Source organism: Paenibacillus rigui, assembly GCF_002234615.1.
Lineage (GTDB): Bacteria > Bacillota > Bacilli > Paenibacillales > NBRC-103111 > Paenibacillus_S > Paenibacillus_S rigui.
The window spans coordinates 1-19,745 of the sequence record NZ_NMQW01000018.1 but is presented as its reverse complement, the minus strand read 5'-3'; the positions used below and the strand labels follow the sequence as shown (position 1 = coordinate 19,745).

Sequence of the window (19,745 nt, the reverse complement as noted above, 5' to 3'; positions counted from 1 at the left end):
ATGATAAATAACTTCCGTGCAAGATCTTTTCATTATATTAGGTTTTCCCTCACACGAAGAGGCAAACTGGAATCCCGGAACCAGAACATTCCCCGTCGCACCTGCCTTATCCTGACGGTCCATTCATGTGCAAACCCATACGTTCTTGTGTAGGGAGGGAATGGGCATTCGGATCGTCCATCGTCCATGGAGCTTGCTTTATTTACCTGCCGCCCGCTCCTCACGGAGAATGCGGCCGCTGGCAGTTTCGGTTTCCACCATGCTTACGGCTGCGGAATCGTCCTCGATGTCGTAAACCGTCATCACTTGGGTTCTTCCGTCCCTCAGCTTCACTTCAACCGTGTTCTCATCTGCCGCATGAACGGACAGGATCATGGCTTCCGCTTCAAAAGGCTCCACGACAGTGACAAACCGTGCGGTACGGCCTTTCGTGCGAACCCCATACGTTGTGCGCCGCTGGGCTTCGTCGCCCGGGAACGCATCCGCTCCGATCAACCCGACAAAACGTACCGCATCGATTCCGGTTAAATCTACCGTAATGACGCCCTCTTGAGCATGATCGACCGGACTCGTCGGAATCGCATAAGGGTATTCGTTGCCAATAATCGTGACCCGGCCCCCCTCGTAATCTTTGCCGATGCCAAAGCCCGGATCGATATTTTCACTCATGAAATCGACATCGCACAGATGGATTTTCTTACCGTCCGCGCAAAGCAGATAAGCCTCCCCCCAGAATAGCGCCTGCTTCGTTTTCTCGGGATATTTTTGCTCGTTATACGTTGGATCGTTTCTTACGCGCAGCGTTAAAGACCTAGCCCCGTGAAGCTCAATGTCGCATCGGCCTTCGCCAAGCAGCCATGCCCCGAATGCACCCTCCGCCTTCACCTCGCCATCCACCTCAACCCCGTACGCCATCGGAATCGCGATACCATGCGACTCTGCTGCTCTGCCGGCAATCTGCAGCGACTGGTGCGGCCAAGCGGTATGCACATCCATTTTCAACAAACCGGGGGTGTTGTGCGCTGTTCTTGTGCCTCGAAGATCCTCGCCTTCACCGAAGATCGTTTCGAAGCTTGCAACGCTCGTTCCGCCGGATACGTTGTACCAGTGGCAATCCGTAATGAATTGGGCGTCGGAGAGCGGATTGTCCGTCCATTGGCTGGTATGCTTGATGTAGTCCAGCTGCCGGGCCTTTAAGCCCTTGAAGCCTTTGATCTGGAACAGGCTGTCGTATTGATGCTCCCGCTCGCCATGTACATAATCAAAAAGCACGAGGTAATCATCCGTTACCGCCATCACTCTTTTCTGCCTGATCGGCTCGGTGAAATCGGAAAGCTCCCCATAAGGAGGCGCCTCCTTCAGCTGGGGCAGCGAGCTGGCGTTCATGCGGCATCTTTCTTCCAGCGTTTCGTTATCCTTGTACACCATCCCGCCATAAGGTGGGTAGGACCACGGGGCAAGCGTCTCGATGGCTACGGCCTGAATCGCTTGACCGCTATAAAACAACGTTCTTTTGGAATCGCTCGGCACCTGCATTTTTTCATCGACAACGACCATGTTCTTGGTCATTGAATTTTGTACATAAAATTTGTACATAAAATGATGATAGCCCCACCAGACATGCTCCGGGTTAAAAAAGCTCCGGCCATAACGCATGACAGACAGGATTCCGGTCTTATCGTAATGCCCGTGCGCGTAACCGTGGGAACCGTACCGGATGACGGCCTGGATTTGATCCTTCGGCTCCCTGTGCTCCGTCCGGCTGCGCAGCATGGCTACCCCCACGTTGTCCGCATAAGCATTTTTCTGAATGTAGGCCGACTCGTAGGCAGGCAGCTCCCCATGCCCGAAGATCGGGTCTGCATAGCTGTTCTGGCGGATGACCGGAATGTATTCCGGATCCTTATAATAGTGGTAAGCCAGGTCGAAGGTGGATCCAAAATGAGCGCCTTCCAGTTTCTTCTCGTCCGAGTCGCTGATTCCGAACAGTACCCCTCTGTAATCCAGAAAAGGGATCGTCGCATCGAACATATCTTTGATGCATACGTAATTTTTGGAATTGCCTCCCCACTTCTTGTTCGCCATTCCGAACCGAATTGGAATGTCCTTCCCGCCATACGTGCTGTCGACTTCGTCGTTGAACGGGATCGGGAAATGGGTATGCACAAGGTTATAGCCAAAGGGCAGCAGCGCGTGGGCGGTATGGATGTACATCGAAGATACCCAAGTGTTATACCCGACGGAGCATTCGTGCCACCAGCCGTCGTTAAATAGCCCGTATCTCAGGTGATCTATGGAGCCGCCCGCGCCGAATACAAAACGCTCGACGCGTTCTATATCCTGAATCGCCATGGCGCAGTACACCGCTCCCGTAATTTCGGATAGCAGCCAGTTGGAAATATGCCCCTGCTGCAAATGATGATCCAGTATGTCCATGTAGATGCGGAATACGTTCTCGATTCCTGCATGCTCCTCCGGCGTAAGGACGCCCGCGTCATAAATGATGTCATAGGGAATCGCCAGATGCTGGAAAAAGTGCCCTTCCTGCACGTAGCTTTGGCTGCAGCCTTTTTTCTTCTTCGGATACCCGGTTTCTTCGTCGATAAAATAACGGAAAAACCGGGCCACCTTTTCGGCGTATCGAGCCTCCCTCGTCAGTGCATAGGCATATGCCGCAGACATCATAAAGTGCTCTTCGCTCGTGTTATAGCAGTAATCCCGCTCGTGAACAGGGGGCGTCACCACCCATGAATCCGCATCGGCGATGATTTTGTCATACCCTGCTTGAAATTGCGGATACGTCCCGATTTTTTTCTTCGTCTCTTGCCACTGGTGCCCGTTATGGTAAATATACGGATGCCGAAGCCTTCTTAACGTCTTGCATTCCACTTGAACCGAGCTGTCGGCATCCCCGTTCGGTGTAAATTGCAGGATGGTGTTCTCGTGGCCCCCGGCAACCATGTTATCGTGCACCCTCACCTTGGCGACGACCTCTTGCCGGGCATCCGGCTCCAGCACAAACCGGGACGGCCGCACATCGGCCAGCAGCGATTCCCAGCCTTTAAACAGCTGCTTCACCGCAACGCTTTGCTTCTTCTCCGTACAGTTATGCACACGGAACGTGTAGCTGATGTCTTCATTCGCGTCTCCCGCTTTTCCCAGCACACCGGTTTCGACGAATATGGTATGGCCTCGGGTCAGGCTTGCCGAGACGAGCTCAGCCTCGCCTTGAAGCTCAAAGCCCTGCAAAAATCTCCAAATGTTGGCCTTGCTGGTTTCGATCTCGAAATCGGAAAGCTTCACCTTAACCTGATCATGAAGTCCGGCTCCCGCCAGGGCTACCGTAGCGGTAATGGTCCTCCGGTCGGCGAAATTCGCCTTAATTTGAACGAAGGCTTCGTCGGATCGGGTCCGCAAGCAGAGCTTCAGGCCGTACCATCCCATCGCTTCCAGCGCCGTATCGTTGCCCCTCTCGAAGCCTATAGGATACCATCCTACGGCATCTGCGGCTGCCGGAAATCGGATATGCAGTGCATCCTTCAGTGCATACCCCTGATCCGTTCTCTGGCCTGTATTATCCCAATCGCGAAGCAGATCGATTCGGTTCATGCGTTCACCTCGATTTGTCCTATGTGATGTTTATCCATTACCGGATTGCTTCCCAGCTGACAACTTTATATTTGCATCCGTCGTAATTGCCGCTATGCGCAATGGCTCCTTGATGGTCCGGATGCCAGGAAAGCTTCACCCAGTTATATTCGCCCTCGCGGTAATGGAATGAACTTCCGTCGTCTTCATACAAAAGGCAATCGCTCGGCGCCGATCCGTAAGCACGGACCGTCAGCTCGAACGTGCAATCGTCCGAAACATAAGGTAGAGGCTTCGCAAGCGGAAGCAGCGTTTGATCCTTCACAAATACCGGAATATGCCTAAGCCCCGGTGTACATTCGTAGGTTTGACCGCCCTCATACGGTTTGTTCGTCCAGAAGTCCCACCAGCGGCCCTTTGGCAAATAAACGCTGCGTTTTGTTTCACCGGTCACCATCGGAGCTACCAGCAGTGACTCACCCATCATATAGGCATCGTCTATGCCGTACGTATTCGGGTCGTCCGGATAATCCATCACAAGCGCGCGGAAAGGCGGAAGTCCTTCAAAGCTGTATTTTGCAAAACTTGAGTACACATAGGGAATCAGCGACATCCGAAGCTCAAACAGCTCCCGGCACACGTCCCGAACCTCTTCATAGTTATCGAGAAACTCCCCGCGCACATTTTTTTCCCGATCAACCTGCATCCACGGCGGATTCGGAATTCGCCAGCAGTTTAACAGCGCCAGCGGGGAGAACACGACCGTTTGAATCCGACGGATCAGATCCTCCGGCGATTCGGCCTGCCGGACCTCCGGCGTCCACAGCAACCCGGAAAAGCCGCTATTCACGATGCCGCGTATGAACACTTTATGGTTGTACAGATCACTGTACAGCACGAAGGGAAACGGCGAAGCCAATGCGCCGGAAGAGCGCACCTGCGAAAGCGTCCTTTTGCCTGCCACCTCGAACGGAGCCTGCACCGCCGCCTGGTACAGCGTACCGAGCTGGTTGTGCATTTGTTCCCCGTCCATCCCTGACGGAAACTCGGCGATATCCGGAAACGACCAGTTCGAATGGACGAAGTCCGAGCTGTCGCACTCGTCGAGCTTGAAGCCCGATATGCCTTTGTCGACAAACTCGCGAAGGTGGTGGTCAGCGAAGACTTCCTTGGCTTCCTTCACGGCAAGATCCGGCACCAGGCCCTCCCATACTTCGTAATTGCCGGAATGAGGCTTCAATGCCTGATACATCGGCGAGGTCGGATGGACGAACAGATGCTCCCACAGGTTTACCTTGTAATTCATGCCGTACAATGAATCCAGCATGCTCTCGTGTTCTGGAAACCGGCTTTCATCCCAAACAAAGGAACAGGAATACGCTTTGGTCTGCCAGCCCGGCTCGAAGCCGAACACATCGACAGGCATCCGGTCGTTGCGGAAGCCTTCCGCCAACCGCTGCACATCCTCATTCCGGGCCGCACTATAAGCCCGGTACCACATGCCAAGTCCCCACAGAGGCGGCAGGCATCCGCCGCCCGAGAACAGGTTGTAGCGCTGCACCGCGGAGATCAGATCAGGGCCTTCGAAGAAATAAACGTGAATGCCCTCCGCGAAAGGGACATCGATGACGACACTGCGCTCGCCGCTGGCAGTCTGATAGCCGTACAATTCGATTTCGGAGGTAGCAACGGACTTGGTCTCGAACTGCTTATGCTCCGAAGCCCCTTTGGGCAAATTCGTCCCGCAATAAAAGGTGGCATACCTGGAGGTATCCACAAACACGCCATAGCCGGCCGTCGATACATAGAACGGCACCGGCGCGTGGCCGTCACCTGTATCCGCAATCGGGTCGCTGTTGACACGGATGACTTTTTTCCGGCCCGTATGGTTAACCCGGTGCAGCTGCAGCCCGAAGCCGTAGATCTGCTCCTCCGCCCCCAGAGGCAGCTCAATGTTCACACCTCTGGCCGTTCGCTTAACGGCAACCTCTTCCAGGGTAAAAGGGGGCCGACCTTCGCAGGCCAGCTTCTCCAGCGCCTCCGTCTTCATTTCCGTCTCCCGCAGGCTGACAGGCGTGTGCGCTTCCGGCTGTCCCGATTGAAGCCTCCACACTCCGTTGGCCAGCTGCTGCATGACTTTGTCCTCTTCATGGTTTCGATTCAATTTACACTACACCTCGTTTATCATATGGTTTGATTCATGTTTTATTTACCAATACAGGTTCCATGCCCTCGAAACTCGAACCAAGGCTTCGAAATAGTAATAATCTCCCCACAGGCAGCTTTCATCGATTCCCATGCCACGGGGCTTGTTGTATACCGCATGCAGCAGCACGCCATGCTGCTCCTCCGACGGCCCGGTCGTATAGCTTCGCTCCAGCGATTGGAGCATCGCAAGCGCAGCCTGTTTATAAACGGCACTCTCCACGTCCGTAACAGGCAAATATTTAATCAATTCCAGTAGGCCGCATATGGCGATCGCTGCTGCCGAGCTGTCTCTTTCCTGCGCATCTCCTTCCGTAAAGAGTAAATCCCAATAACATACGTCATCCTCAGGCAACCGGTTGAGAAAATAATGGGTCAGCCTTTTGCTCAGCTCAAGCAGCCCGGCATCCCGGGTATACACATAGTTTAAAGCGAAGCCGTAGATGCCCCACGCCTGGCCCCGGGACCAGCAGGAATCGTCGCTGTAGCCTTGATGCGTCTTTCCTTGTACAGGCTTGCCGGTATGAACGTCCATATAAAACGTATGGAACGTCGATGCATCCTCCCGTACGATATAGCTTGCGGCCTGATGAATATGATTTCGTGCCACTTCATAATAAGCTTTATTGCCCGTTTCTTCAGATGCCCAATACAGCAGGGGAAGATTCAAATTGCAATCGATGATCATACGGCCCTGCTCCTCCGGATGGTTCAGATCCCCCCATGCTTGTATAATTTGCGCCTTGTCGTGGTAACGCTCCATCAGCACATCCGCTGCCCGTAAAGCCGCTTCCCTTGCTTCCAGATGACCGGTTAATTTATAGGCGCTCACGCAAGACAAGGAATAGAGAAAGCCGAGGTCATGGGTGTTCGTCTTGTGCCGCTGTTCAATCCGTGCTTTGAACTCGGTCACGTGCCGTTCTGCAATGGATTTATATTTCTCATCGCCCGTTACCTCGTAGGCGAGCCACAGCATCCCCGTCCAAAAGCCCTCCGTCCAGTCAACCTCCTCCGCGGTCACAGCCTGATAGCGCGAATGCTGCGTGGAGGCTGACGGGAACCGGTCCCCGAGTCTTTCTATATTTTGATCGATTTTGGTTAGAACATGCCGTATCGCTTGTTGAACCCAAGCTTCATCGACGTTCCCCTGAAGCGGGAACCGATCTGAACGAAGCTCTTCTTTCGTAATTGCCGTTGTAGTTCTCATTTGCTATGCTCGACCCCTTCATTAAAATGACAATTTGTTCCATACAACCTGAAGATGCGGCTTCCTCTGCCAGGCAAGGTTATCGTTACCTGACCCTCGCTTGCGGCGTGATTCGTTCCCTCCATCATATCCATCCATGCCGCTTCCATCGCAGGCAGCTGCACCGCTGCCTCTTCGCTTGCCGGATTGACGAGCAGGACCATCCGCAACCTCTCAGCAAGGCCGATCCTCCATGCATTTATGCTGCTATTTGTCTCTAGCTTCTCCGTCTGCAGTCCCGCAGTCCCCGCCTTGTGCGGATGAAGCACGGCCAGGTAAGACGCATCCGCGTTTCCTTTTATGCGAATATAATTGAGCTGATGAGCCCCGTTCACCGGTGGGGCCATTGCCTTACACCTGCCCCACTCCTGTTCAAGCTGCGCTTGCTCTGGGAGCAGAAATACCGTCTCCAAATCAACGTCGTAGTGGCCCTTGGACAAGGCCCGATTCCCTTCAATGTCCGAATGAACCGCCGCAACCGGCAGGTTAAATATCGTCCCTTCCCTGGCTCCGCGTATATCATCCCAGACGATCAGCGCACTGATCTCATCCTTCACGTAGAACAAATGACGGGTCTGCGTCCCCTCTCCCTCGCTGTTTGCAACGCGAATACGGCAGTAGTCCATCAGCTCCGACGTTTGGAATACCTGCATTTCGCTGGTGCGCGGAGTATTCACATATTGACCGTGATAGCTGAACTGCACCGTGCTATGGGCATTGGAGCTTGTGTACCATGCAAAGGTGCTGTCAAAATAGCTCTCTACTCCCGGGTCCGCAACGATTGGCGTTTGATGGGCAAACAAAATAAACGAGCCTTGGTCCGCATGGCCATGACCGATGGGCGCCGCATTGGAAATGACGGAAACAAAGCCTTCCTCCGGTTCACCGAATCGGTGGCGGAACAGATATAATCCCATATCTGCGAATCCCTCGGAATCGAGCTTTAGAGGCGCTCCCCCCGGCTTCTTCAATCCGGCAGGGATAAAGAAATTGTCCAAGACGCTGCTCTCATGACCGTAAGAGGCAAGAGGCCGTCCCGCTTTCACCCAAGTATCATACATCCGGGAGGCAAGCGCCGTATCCGTGGAGCCCACTTCGTCAATGAACAGGCCGAGAGAGGCATACCCTCTGCCGTCGTCCAGCATGTGATCCCCGAAATTCGGTGTGGCGATTCGCCCGCCGAAGTAAGCGTACGGCGGCGTTTGAACGGATACGGCAAAATCGAACATGCGGGCAAGCTTCGTTCCATGGAACCAATTTTCCCCCGTCATATGCCGCAACGCCTTGGCAAACCCCGCATATCTGGGAATGACCGCAAACAAATACCGGATCGATTCGGGCCAGGAGCCGTCCTCGTTGACATGATAGTCGAGCTGTCCCTTCAGAATGGCCCTCCCATTGTCAAACCATTGTCTGGCATGGGGCAGCTCCGGCATGGCCAAGGCCAGCATGGACGCCCCCGCCGCCATATCCGTGTGCCAATTGCTCGTATGCAAATGAGCGGCGTACTCGCCCATTTCCGTCCGGTCACGCAGGTCCAGCAGGTCGCGCAGCAGGTAGTCTACCCGCGCCAGCAGCGTCCTGTGCTCCTCCGGCGTAAAAACCCCCGCGGGTCTGATCATGGCATAAGCCGATGCAATAACTGTGGCGATACGTCCCCCCTGTACGGCGCCGTAGGCGTCGATTCCGTCCGGGCGCATATTGGTAACGAGCCAGAATTCGACGCCTTGGCAAAAATCGTTCAGCATCCACAGCATCCGGGCTTTTGCTTTGTCCGCATAAGACCGGTCTCCGGTGATCGCGTATACGAGCGCATCCGCCTGAAACAGAAGCGAGAACTTGACATTCCCGTTGCCCAGCATCGATTTTTTGTTATGCACCCCACAGTACGTTCCAATAACTGCACCTGATTTATCCTTGAAGGCAAGGACAGCATGGACGCCGCTGGCAAGCTTGCCGTCGATTTTGGCATGGAAGCTGATCGTGTGTCCCATCCCGCCCTGCATCGGCAGCTCCTTCTCATACACCCAGGAGCCCTCATCCGCAGCCGTCGGATTGCAAATATAAAGCGAACGCTGCCCTTCGTTTACGTAATGGGGCCGGTCCTCCCATTTCATGATCGGCTCGCCCTTTACGGCACAAGGCTTCCAGCCCGCCGGCAGGCCGTCTTCCTCAAGCTCGAAGCCCGAATTGTCGATGGCCAGATTCGTTGCGTTCGCCGGCAGGATTTGGACGTCGTCGATCCAAATATGCCCGAGCCGCCCGTGCTCCTCATGATTGTCCGAAGGAAGCACGAACCTTAACTCAGCCGACTCCGTGCCTTCCGGCGGCGTAAAGGAAAGCACCGGCGAGACACTCCATAGCTTAAATCGAGCATTCAGCTCCTCGGGCTCTGGCCGTTCCTGCAGCAAGAGATCATACTGCCGTATGTCCTCGAGGCTCATCCCGTCGGACAGCTCCTTTAGCTTCCCATACTCTGCCTTCAGCACCGGTGAGGTGCTTACCGTTTCTTGAAGCTTGGTCCTGCTTTCCTGATCGAAAAACAGATCGGCAGCCGGATCGAGAGCACTGCGTAGAACCTGGGTGTATCTCATCGTACGCATCGCATTGTAAACCTTCACAAGCGCATGGCCGATTTTGTCGGCCTTGCCTGAAGCCTGGAGCTTCCAGGCATCCGATATAGCCTGACGCAGCCCCAGGACCGACGCCTCAGGGTATTGCCCCAGTGCTTGACCAATGACCACGCTGTCAATCATCCGCTTCGCCTGATTCAGTACAAAACGGGCCTTCTGCTCCAGCTTCTGCTCATCCACTTCCTGCAGCCGTATGTCTATGACCGGATGCATGGACTCATCGGAGTACTCCTTGGTATAAAATCCGCAGGCAACCGCCCCGGGCTCGTTCGTCAAAGCAAAGGTGACCGAGGCTGCCCTGGCCGCCAGCTTGCTCGTGATCGGCTTCGTAATATCGACATAGGCGGGACGATCACGGAAGTTGATATGAAATTCGGACAACAGGGTTCCCGGAACAGGGGAGCCGTCCTCATTGTTCGCTACATCCGCATAGGTAACTCCCTCTGCTGTCAGATGAGGGGCTAAGTAAAGCAGCAGCCTTTTCCCATCGATATGATGATTGGTCAGCCTCAGCCTGGCTTGCCGTATCGTTTGGGGCATGCCGCTGAGCGGAAATTGGACATACGCAATATGGCCTTGATCGATTTCTACCGTACGCTTGCCGGCATACGAGCAATCCGGTGCCAGTGCGGACACATACGTCGAAAAGCTTGTTCCGACATGCAGCGTCCGGTAGGTGCCCATAAGAATATGCTCGTTTTCGTACCATGCCAGTGCCGGTCTTAGCCCGTACGTGGTCATGCCGTAGCTTGGAGCCATAGAGCAATACTCGGTTGCAAATTGAATATTCTCATCCGGTCTCGGCTGATGGAACTCCCGGTTCCGGACGAACGGCACCTGGTACGTTCCATTTAATACCGCCTCCGCCCGCTCCAATGAATCTCGCAGCGCCGTCTTCGCACCCTCGGTGTAGCTTTCGGTGTCGACCAAAAGGCAGGCTTTGGCCTGCCATACCAGGCGGTTCAACTCCCTCCGGTAGACGGAGTAAGCCAGCAAATGTTGTTTGGCATCGATAACCTGATCGGAGACATGAACCGAATTCAGGAAAACATCCGCGGCCTGTCTTATCGAACGTATGGCTGCCTCCTCGCCATTCTGGGCAGCCCCAGCGCTGCGAATGGAATGAAGGAAGGCTTGGACCGCCTCCTCAAGAAACTGACCTGGTTCGTTACCGCATCTCGCTTCCCGGGCCGTCTCCTCTGCAAATCGAACGATGGAATCCAACGAAGATGTTAAAGACACTGACACTGATACCACTCCCTCTTGGACGCAAGTAAGCTTCATCTCTTGTTGCTTCCCGCCTATCTTAGCGGCTTCCCGTTCCGAAGAGTAGTTCAAAAACTGAATAATCCAAAGGATTGTGAACATTGCCGGTATTCAAATATTGATACTTGTTTCAAAAAGGAACGCTCCGCCCCTGCGAACATGCGGGTGTTCAGCACTTCGCTTCCTCAACATCGTGAAAATAGCCTGATGCAGCATGAGAAAACCTCTATCGAAGCCTTGCGAAGATGAGCGACCGCGTTCAGCGGTTGGTTTTATCGCCAATAAGAATTTTGTTTTCCGACTCATTGGAAACTTTTAAATTATTATGTGGTGAAAAAGCCTCCTTGCACGGCGCTTCCGCGCAGCTCAGGGAGGCTTTGTTGGCTCTTATCCTTTCGTAGCTCCCGCTGCGACGCCTTTTACAAAATATTTTTGCAGGGCAATAAAAGCGATGAGGACGGGAACGATCGATATGGCGGTACCGGCGAAAACCATATCCCACTGAGAGGCCAGCTCTCCGACAAACTTGAAAATTTCGACGATCATCGTTTTCGGCTCCCCGGAAGGAAGAACCAGCATCGGCATGAGGAAGTCATTCCAGATCCCAAGCCCGTTCAATACGACCATACTCGCCGTACAAGGACCTAACAGCGGGAACACGATCCGCCAAAAAATACCGTAGCGCGAGCAGCCATCGATCGAAGCCGCTTCTTCGATTTCCTGAGGGATCCCTCTAATGAAGCTTGTATACAGCAGCACGCCGAACCCGACGGAGCCGGAAATATAAATCAAGATCGGGGCGCCCAGGCTGCCGTAAAGACCGATCATTTTCATCTCTTTGAACAAAGGAATCATGTACACCTGAAACGGGATCATCATCCCCGCCAAATAATACATATAGACCAGATGCGTCCACCTCTTGTTGGTTCTTTCGATGGCGTAAGCCGCCATAGGAATGACACCGATCATCAAAGCAATCGAGGTTAAGGTTAGAATCAGACTGTTCAGCATCGCCCTCGGGAACTTTGTCTGTGTCCACAAGGCTTTAAAGCTATCTACATAAAAGCTGTCCGGAAAAGCGACCGCATTCCGTAATATTTCCCCGTTGCTCTTAAAAGCGGAGATCAGGCTGAAATAAATCGGGAAAAAGAACACAACAGCCAGCACAAGCGTTACAGCAAAGAGAAGGATGTCAAACATTTTATTACGGGATTTCATAGCTACATCTGCACCTCTCTTTTGCGTAAAAGCTGGATTTGTACAATGGAAACTAGCAGAATCAGAATAAACAGGACAAGCGCAAGCGCTGTACCGTATCCTTGGCGCAGCTCGCCGAAGCCGACTTTATACACGATGTAGGTGAGCGTCTCGGTAGCAAAGCCAGGCCCCCCGTCAGTCATTACCGCGATTTGATCGAATATTTTGAGCGAAGAAATCATCGACAGCATGACACAAACCGTCATCGCCCCGGCAAGCAGCGGGAACGTAATGTGGCGGAACTGCTGCCAGCGGTTCGCCCCGTCAATAGCAGCGGCCTCGTTCAATTCCTGCGGAATTCCTTGCAGGCCCGCCAAATAAATAATCATGTAATAGCCTGACGATTTCCAAACTGTCGTAATAATAATGGCAAGCAGCGCATACTTCGGATCCCCGAGCAAATCCAATTTGAGAAATCCCAGGTGGAGCTTATCGAGCAGCTGTGAAATGACACCGAAGTTGTAGTTCATAATGATCGTCCATACAAAACCCATCACGATCCCGCTGAGCAGCACCGGGAAGTAGAAAATGCTGCGGAAAAAATTGCGAAGCCAGCGGACCTGATCGACCAGGATGGCCAGCAGAATGGCCGTCACATTTTCCAGAACGACGAGCACGACAGATAAAATCAGCGTATTTTTAAGCGCATTGTGCACCCGCTCGCTATGCCACATTTCCACGAAATTGTCGAAGCCGATAAACCGGATGTCCGGGCTGACGCCGTCCCATGATGTAAAACTAAGGTAAATGCTGCTGAAGGTCGGTACAATAACAAACAAGGTATACAAAACGAACGTTGGGAGAATAAACAGCACGGCATAGGAGAGCCAGGCATTTTTTTTCTTTACAGCCTGTGCGCTCGTCATTCCGTGTCCTTTCACCAGTTGGGTACTCGCCATTATACTCACTCCTATCCATATAAAAGGAGAACCTCTGCAGCAGCAGAGGTTGCATCCCATGGTTGTGTATTAACATTGCATTAACATTTACTTCTTCATCGCTTTGACTTCGGTATCCCATTCGGCATCGGCTTTTTTCATATAATCCACGCTGAAATCACCCTTGGTCAGCCATTCCTGAGCCAATTTATAGAACCAGTTGCGGAATTGCGGCGGAATTTGGTTATCTCCCCAGAAGTTGTTGATTTGGAGCGATTTCTTCACTTTCGGATCCGCCATCACGTCCAGAACCTTCTGCATTTGCGGCATGGTCTCATACGTGATTTTTTCTTTGGTCGCTGCGACCCCATTCACGGCCTTCAGGAATTTCGTGTATTGGTCCTTGCTGAAGAAGAAGGAAATAAACTGCTTAATCGCTTCCGTCTTCTCCGGACTTTTGGCTGCTTCCGCCGAAATGGCCCAGCCCTGCGGCTGCGGAAGTCCAACCAAGTTCACATTTCCCTGCTGATCCGGCACCGGATACCACCCGAAATCAAATTTCGGATCGGCTTGCTTGATTTGCTCGAACATCCAAGGGCCTGAGAACAGCGATGCGGCTTTACCGGTAACCAACATGGAAGCGGTTTGGTTATCCGCTGTGCTCAAGTAGCCTTTGTCCACATAGCCCTTGGTGAACAGCTCCGTGAAGCTTTGCATCGCCTTCATCGGTCCTTCATCGGTGAAGCTGACTTGTCCCTTGGAGCGCTGGGCATTCCAGTTCGGGTTCTTCACGAACATTTCATCGACAAAGTACTTATTAATCCAGAAGCCCCAGTGGAATACGTCCTTGCCTCCGACAACGATAGGGGATACACCTTTAGCCTTCAGCTTTTCCTGAGCGGTCAGGAAGTCGGCATACGTTTTCGGCTCTTCTTTAATGCCTGCTTCTTCATACAGCTTTTTGCTGTAAATAATGCCCTGAGGTAAGGTCAAAGAAATCGGCGCCACATAAACCTTGCCGTTCACTTGAGGTACATTGTCGAACAGCCCCGCTATATCGGAAGGAAGCTCCGCGAGCTTGCCGGCATCGGCGAACAGCTGCGCATCGCGCATTTCTACCAAATCAGGGAATTCCCCCACAGCGTCCTTTGTTTTCAGAAAATCCAGATATGCCGACGATCCGCCGTCACTGATATTTTTAATTTTCACATTAGGATTCGCTTTCATGAAAGCGTCTACAGCCGTAGCCATGGCTTGCTTGGTCGCAGGGTCACCTATGGCGTAAGCAATGGAGAAGGATACTTCCTTCTTCGCAGGAGCCGTCTCTGCGGGACTGGCCGTATTGCTGGGGGCGCCGCCTCCGCATGCGGATAAAACCAGGGTCAGTGCCGATGTCCCTGCCACAACTTTGAGCATTTTCTTTAACATCTTGTTGATGCCTCCCTTTATGATTTCTTTCTTTTCTATATTTCAAGACTACCATACGCGTCTGTCGTTTAGAATGCGGTTTTTTAAGCGCGATGTGCAGCATTTTAAGAAAAAAAAACTCCGCCTCCCTTATCGGTTTCGAGCGGAGTTGGAGCTGGCTTTATTTATTCTGGCTCATGTTCTTATATTCCTGGGGCAGCTTGCCGAATTGCTTCTTGAACATATCGCTGAACTGTCTTGCGTTGTTGTATCCGACCTGCTCTGCAATCTCGTAGACCATCAGATCGGTTTGGAGCAGCAGCTTGACGGCCTCCTTCATCCGGACTTCCGTCACATATTGCTTGAAATTTTGATTCGTATGCTTTTTGAAGAAGCTGCTGAAATAGTAAGGGTTCATAAACACCATCGACGCCATGCTGTCGAGTGACAGGTTTTCTTTGAAATTTTGCTCGATATACTCCTTGACCAGCTTCATCTGGTGAATTTCCTTGCTGCCGCCCGACTGCTTGATTTGCTCCAGTACGTCGAGGATGTACTTCGTCACCCAGGCCTTTAACCCCTCGAAGCGCGGATGCTCGTGCATGCACTGAAGCAGCTCCTGGGGCTCCCGCTTGATAGACGCCGGAATACCCATCTCCGTCAATTCTTCTGTCAGCTCAAGTAAAAAGGTATAGCAGCTCGTTACGGCCGCCTGCTTGTTCCATTTGGAGGAACGAGAAATCGATTCGAACAACGGCCCAAGCGCTTCGAGCACTTTACCCTCCTCCTTCATTAGAAGAGCCTGAGTGACCGCTTGCTTGAGCTTCGCCGGGTTCTGCTCTCCCTCCCGCTCCTTCGCTTCCTCTCCTGTTACAGATTCCGAGAGCGCCCTGCCGCCGCCTGTAAAATAGCTTAGACTTAATGCCTCTTGGGCGGCATCGTAGGAGCTTTGGATATGACCAAGTCCTCTTATGGATGTTCCCATACCTACGGTTACGGCAATTTTCAAATACAACTTGATTTTGTCCACCATGTCCTCTGCCAGAGCAAACAGATCGGCGTCGAACGGATGGTTAATAATTGCACAAAGGCGGTCCGATTTCCGGATGATCCATCCCTTATATTTCTGGTGAATCAGCTCGTCCGCCAAATTGGTCATCGCAAACAGCAGCAGACGCTTCTCGTGCTCTCCCCAGCTTCCTGTATGGGACTGCAGCTGTTCGACTTCAATCAAAACTACAGTATTCGTGTCCGAAGCAAAATCGGCTTTCAGCGCCTCCAGCCGGCGTTCCGCTTCCTCGCTGCGAATATCTCCCTCTGTCAGCCTGTCGAACAGATCCTCCAGCTGCGTCTTCTTATCCTTCTGTTCATAGACAGCCAGCTTGCCCTTGGACGATCTTTCTTCATTTTCCTCGTTCAGCTGGGTAATGGCCTTCTGGACTGCCGAGATGAGCAAACTTTTCTCAATCGGTTTGACCAAATAATCGACGGCACCGTAGGCCAGCGCATCCTTCGCGTAGGAAAATTCCTGGAATGCGCTTATAAAAATGACCTTCGTCGGCAGCTGCCGCCGATGAATTTCTTTAATTACATCAATTCCCGTGTCATCCGGCATGCTGATATCGGAAATGACCAGATCCGGCTTCTCGGCCTCCACCAGGCTCATCAATGACTTGCCGGTCCAGGCTTCACCTATAATCTGAACCCCCAGCTCCTCCCAAGGAATCAGCTTACGGAGACCGCGGATAATCATAGGTTCATCGTCAGCCAGAATGGCCTTAAGCATCCCCGCTCACCTCTTTCACTATCGGAATCATCATTCGGACGGAAGTACCGATATGCAAGCTGCTGTTCATCTCGATCCCATAAGGGGCACCATATAAAGCGGCAATTCGCTCATGCACATTTTTAATCCCTATCCCGCCTGAGCTCTCACTGACCGGCGAGCCTGTGAGCTTGTGTCGAACCCGCTCCAATGCCTCTTCAGACATGCCCACTCCATCATCGTCGATCGTGATGCACAGCTTGTCATCCGCCAGCTTCTCGGCCGTAATTCGAATCGTCCCTTTGCCTGATTTCGGCATAATCCCGTGATAAATAGCGTTTTCAACGATCGGCTGAATCGATAGCTTCGGGACCTTGTACTGCAGCACCTCGGCATCGAACCGAAAATCGAGAGCCAGTCGATGCTCGCCGTACCGGAACTCCATTAACCGGAAATACTGATCGATATTCGCCTTCTCCTCCAGCAGCTTCACCGTCTCCACTCCGGAATCCAGAACATATTTTAACTGGTGGGATAACGATAAGATCATTTCCCCTACCTCATGGTCATCATTGGCCACCGCACTCATCCGGATCACCTCAAGCGTGTTGTATAAATAATGCGGCCGGATCTGGCTTTTGAGCGCATTCAATTCGGCCTGCTTTTGCTTGATCTGTGCGACGTAGACTTCGTCGATATAGTTTTGCAGCCGCTCCACCATTTTATTGAAGCCACGGGCAAGCAGACCAATCTCATCCGCGGATTGCACGGCGACATAAGAATTGAAATTACCCGATTCTACCTTGGACATTTGTTTGGTAATACTGCGGATCGGACCCGAGAAGCGGTTCGAGAACCATAGCGCAACGAGCATTAAGGATACGGCGCAGATGACCGTTACGATCAGCAGCATGCCCATGATTTGCGTGATTCGTTGAAACATTTCCTCCTTGTACACTTCGCCGATAATCGTCCACCCGTTCTCCGCAGCGTCCTGCCGGATATGGAGATACTCCTCCGAAGCTATCGGGACGTACGCTTTGCCGATCAGCTCCCGTTTGTTGCTGTACAGCACAGTCCCCTTGGCATCGACTACATATACAATGTCATTCGCGTTCAATACGATTCTCTGAAATACTTCATCGAATGCGCTCAGACTTACATCCATATACAAGGTTCCCACAACCGGTCCGTCCAGCGCCGTCGTCCCCAGAACATTGGTCAGATTACGTCCGAAGGTCATCACCTGACTGTTGACTCCGACATGGTACTGCTCCGGATGCGTCGGAAAGAACGCTAATGCTTGGCGATTCTGTTTGAGCTGCGCTTCCCACGCGGGGTCGGGATAGTGATACCGGTAGTCGAATACTTTGCTATCCTTCGTCAGCCTTTGAAAGGTGCCATCCGGAAACACGAAGAAAACGTTCTCCAAATACCGGTCCGTATAAAGCACTGTCCGCAAAAAGTCATCGACAGTCGATTCCAGCCTGCCGTCCTTCATGTCGACTTGTGCCGCGATCGCTTCCCCTAATTGACCGTACTTGCCCAGAATCCCGTACGAATACATTAATTTGGATATATTGTTATATTTGTTGTACATATCGGTCATATTATTACTTGCAAACAGGATCATTTGTTCAAAATTGTTAACCGTGTACCGCTCCATGTATTTGCTGAACGTGCTTAAAGAAATATAGCTGATGACCAGCAGCGGAATTAACCCGATCAGGATAAAGGAAAACGTGAATTTGGCAAAAATACTGTTGCGCCACCTGGAAATATTGAATTTGCCCACAGCTACCGCTCCATCCCCAGCTTGAAATAAAGTATCATTATTATAACAGAATAGATAAGGCTCCCACATTATAATTGAGGCTTGCAAAATTTGGAATGAGCTTATTTAAGGATTACGTGCTCTTTTTTTAGAAGGTATGCGGAGGGGGAGGTGTAGCTGAACAGACGAAAAACGCCTCGCGGCGTTTTTGGGTGGGTAGGTTTTCTAAGACTCAGAAAGAAGCCTGCTTGTGCTCCGTCCTTCAGGCGTTATTTTCTCGATTCTAAGTTATAAAAGTAAAGCATTGGCGTGCGTACAACAACTTCGAGAAATCTTTAAATGGATATTACATGGATTAAGTTTGTTATTGGTTGAATGATGAAACTCATTCAGCACTGGGTAAAATATATATCTAGAAATTAACTTAACAATTCCAAAAACTCCTCAAAACTTGAACTAACTATATACGACACTGGTTCTAATTCACCAGATTCTTCATGACTCCATACACATACAGAAGGCGCTTCATTCGACACCTTAAAATCCAAACAAAGGTAATCACCTGAAAACAAAGAAGCAATAGGGAGTAGTTCTACCCCTACTAAGTCTTCATTATCAGTAAGTCTGTCTTCAATACGCGTAAGAGTAACATCAATATCATATACACCAAACTTATTGTTATTTGCATCTTCGAGAATACAAAGAAACCTATCAATTGCATATGAACGATGATTTGCTATAAATGAGTTTTGTTCGGGAACTCCACCGTTATTTTTTTTTATAAACTCCCTATACTGAATAGGTAAATTAACTCTCCACATTCCCTCTTCTTTATTTAAATAAGCATCTCCTGGTAAAGGATGGACAATTGTATCATGAATAATATTCATATGTTCACTCCCTTATAATTTATAATTATCGTGGTGCATCTGCCCACATCCCAGTAGTTCTTCCTCCATTATGTGGAACTATATCATGTATCCCCGTTTCTACTAATTCCATTTTACCTGGTATTTCAGTATGATGCCAAGTCATTCCTGGTCTATTTCCACCTATAGCTTCATCGAGCCATTTAAATTGTTCTGAGTCAGAGGCTTTCCATAAGTACTCAGGTAACTCAACAGTTTCATGAACAACTCCTGCACTCTTAAAATCTGCAAATCCAAATTTCATTCCTTCAACTTTAGTTACTTTAACCTCAGGTATTAAACCTTTCGCAATTGCAGCGTCTTTAATAGCTTTCTTTTCCTTAATCGATAACTTCTCTGGGTCTGTCAAATCTTTTGTGTAAACTCTTTTACAGACTTCTCCCCGAGGGGAGAAAAATTTTCAGCGCAGGTGCTGGCTGATGCGATCTGGATAGAAAACAGATAGCTGGAGCAGCATTTGTCCCCAGTTCTGGACACGGCCTGTCCACTTTCGAGTGACGTCCATGGTGGCTAGATAGAGCATTTTTAAGAGCGCTTCGTCCGTTGGGAAAATGCTTTTCCCTTTGGTTACCTTTCGAAGCTGACGATGGTAGCTTTCAATAATGTTGGTCGTGTAAATGAGCTTGCGAATTTCGGGTGGATACTTAAAAAAGGTCGCTAGTTCATCCCAGTTATTACGCCAAGAGCGAAGGATGAGCGGGTACTTTGTTCCCCAGGTTTCCTCGAACCGATCAAGCTCGACGAGTGCCATTTCTTCTGAAGCTGCCTTGTAAATGGGCTTCAGATCAGCCGTTACC

12 protein-coding genes are annotated in these 19,745 nt (G+C 51.3%); all 12 read right to left on the bottom strand.

What is annotated here, in order from left to right; all coding sequences use genetic code 11:
• Positions 1 to 198: 198 nt before the first annotated feature.
• On the bottom strand, positions 199 to 3,609 hold the full coding sequence (locus CF651_RS13605) for a hypothetical protein (RefSeq protein WP_094015413.1): 3,411 nt from the start codon (positions 3,607 to 3,609) through the stop codon (positions 199 to 201).
• A gap of 37 nt (positions 3,610 to 3,646) precedes the next feature.
• Positions 3,647 to 5,752 carry a glycoside hydrolase family 31 protein gene (locus CF651_RS13600; protein WP_245855890.1) on the bottom strand — a complete coding sequence of 702 codons (2,106 nt, stop codon included), beginning with the start codon at positions 5,750 to 5,752 and terminating at the stop codon, positions 3,647 to 3,649.
• A gap of 45 nt (positions 5,753 to 5,797) precedes the next feature.
• The gene (locus CF651_RS13595; protein WP_094015411.1) at positions 5,798 to 7,000 is read right to left on the bottom strand and encodes a glycoside hydrolase family 88 protein; all 1,203 of its coding nucleotides are present in this window, start codon (positions 6,998 to 7,000) and stop codon (positions 5,798 to 5,800) included.
• On the bottom strand, positions 6,997 to 10,920 hold the full coding sequence (locus CF651_RS13590) for a heparinase II/III domain-containing protein (protein WP_179232802.1): 3,924 nt from the start codon (positions 10,918 to 10,920) through the stop codon (positions 6,997 to 6,999). The genes CF651_RS13595 and CF651_RS13590 overlap by 4 nt, the downstream gene beginning before the upstream one ends.
• Before the next feature lie 405 nt (positions 10,921 to 11,325).
• The gene (locus tag CF651_RS13580) at positions 11,326 to 12,156 is read right to left on the bottom strand and encodes a carbohydrate ABC transporter permease (protein WP_094015408.1); all 831 of its coding nucleotides are present in this window, start codon (positions 12,154 to 12,156) and stop codon (positions 11,326 to 11,328) included.
• Positions 12,157 to 12,158: 2 nt separating this feature from the next.
• On the bottom strand, positions 12,159 to 13,094 hold the full coding sequence (locus CF651_RS13575) for a carbohydrate ABC transporter permease (RefSeq protein ID WP_245855888.1): 936 nt from the start codon (positions 13,092 to 13,094) through the stop codon (positions 12,159 to 12,161).
• An 87-nt stretch (positions 13,095 to 13,181) separates the two neighbouring features.
• Complete coding sequence (locus CF651_RS13570; RefSeq protein ID WP_425436263.1) at positions 13,182 to 14,501, bottom strand: ABC transporter substrate-binding protein; 1,320 nt, start codon at positions 14,499 to 14,501, stop codon at positions 13,182 to 13,184.
• 160 nt (positions 14,502 to 14,661) lie between these two features.
• Positions 14,662 to 16,266 carry a response regulator gene (locus CF651_RS13565; protein ID WP_094015406.1) on the bottom strand — a complete coding sequence of 535 codons (1,605 nt, stop codon included), beginning with the start codon at positions 16,264 to 16,266 and terminating at the stop codon, positions 14,662 to 14,664.
• Positions 16,259 to 18,040, bottom strand: coding sequence for a cache domain-containing sensor histidine kinase (locus tag CF651_RS13560; RefSeq protein ID WP_245855887.1), 1,782 nt, complete (start codon positions 18,038 to 18,040; stop codon positions 16,259 to 16,261). The genes CF651_RS13565 and CF651_RS13560 overlap by 8 nt, the downstream gene beginning before the upstream one ends.
• A gap of 398 nt (positions 18,041 to 18,438) precedes the next feature.
• Positions 18,439 to 18,909, bottom strand: a complete 471-nt coding sequence (locus CF651_RS13555) for an SMI1/KNR4 family protein (protein WP_094015404.1) — start codon at positions 18,907 to 18,909, stop codon at positions 18,439 to 18,441.
• Positions 18,910 to 18,934: 25 nt separating this feature from the next.
• The gene (locus CF651_RS13550; protein ID WP_245855886.1) at positions 18,935 to 19,297 is read right to left on the bottom strand and encodes an HNH endonuclease signature motif containing protein; all 363 of its coding nucleotides are present in this window, start codon (positions 19,295 to 19,297) and stop codon (positions 18,935 to 18,937) included.
• A gap of 51 nt (positions 19,298 to 19,348) precedes the next feature.
• A partial coding sequence (locus CF651_RS13545) for a transposase (RefSeq protein WP_179232801.1) occupies positions 19,349 to 19,745 on the bottom strand: 397 nt, incomplete at its 5' end.

Excerpts from the sequence above, each read along its gene's own strand:
- CF651_RS13575 (WP_245855888.1), bottom strand. The coding sequence starts at position 13,094 with ATGGCGAGTACCCAACTGGTGAAAGGACACGGAATGACGAGCGCACAG.
- CF651_RS13605 (WP_094015413.1), bottom strand. The coding sequence starts at position 3,609 with ATGAACCGAATCGATCTGCTTCGCGATTGGGATAATACAGGCCAGAGA.
- CF651_RS13595 (WP_094015411.1), bottom strand. The coding sequence starts at position 7,000 with ATGAGAACTACAACGGCAATTACGAAAGAAGAGCTTCGTTCAGATCGG.
- CF651_RS13580 (WP_094015408.1), bottom strand. The coding sequence starts at position 12,156 with ATGAAATCCCGTAATAAAATGTTTGACATCCTTCTCTTTGCTGTAACG.
- CF651_RS13565 (WP_094015406.1), bottom strand. The coding sequence starts at position 16,266 with ATGCTTAAGGCCATTCTGGCTGACGATGAACCTATGATTATCCGCGGT.
- CF651_RS13555 (WP_094015404.1), bottom strand. The coding sequence starts at position 18,909 with ATGAATATTATTCATGATACAATTGTCCATCCTTTACCAGGAGATGCT.
- CF651_RS13570 (WP_425436263.1), bottom strand. The coding sequence starts at position 14,501 with ATGTTAAAGAAAATGCTCAAAGTTGTGGCAGGGACATCGGCACTGACC.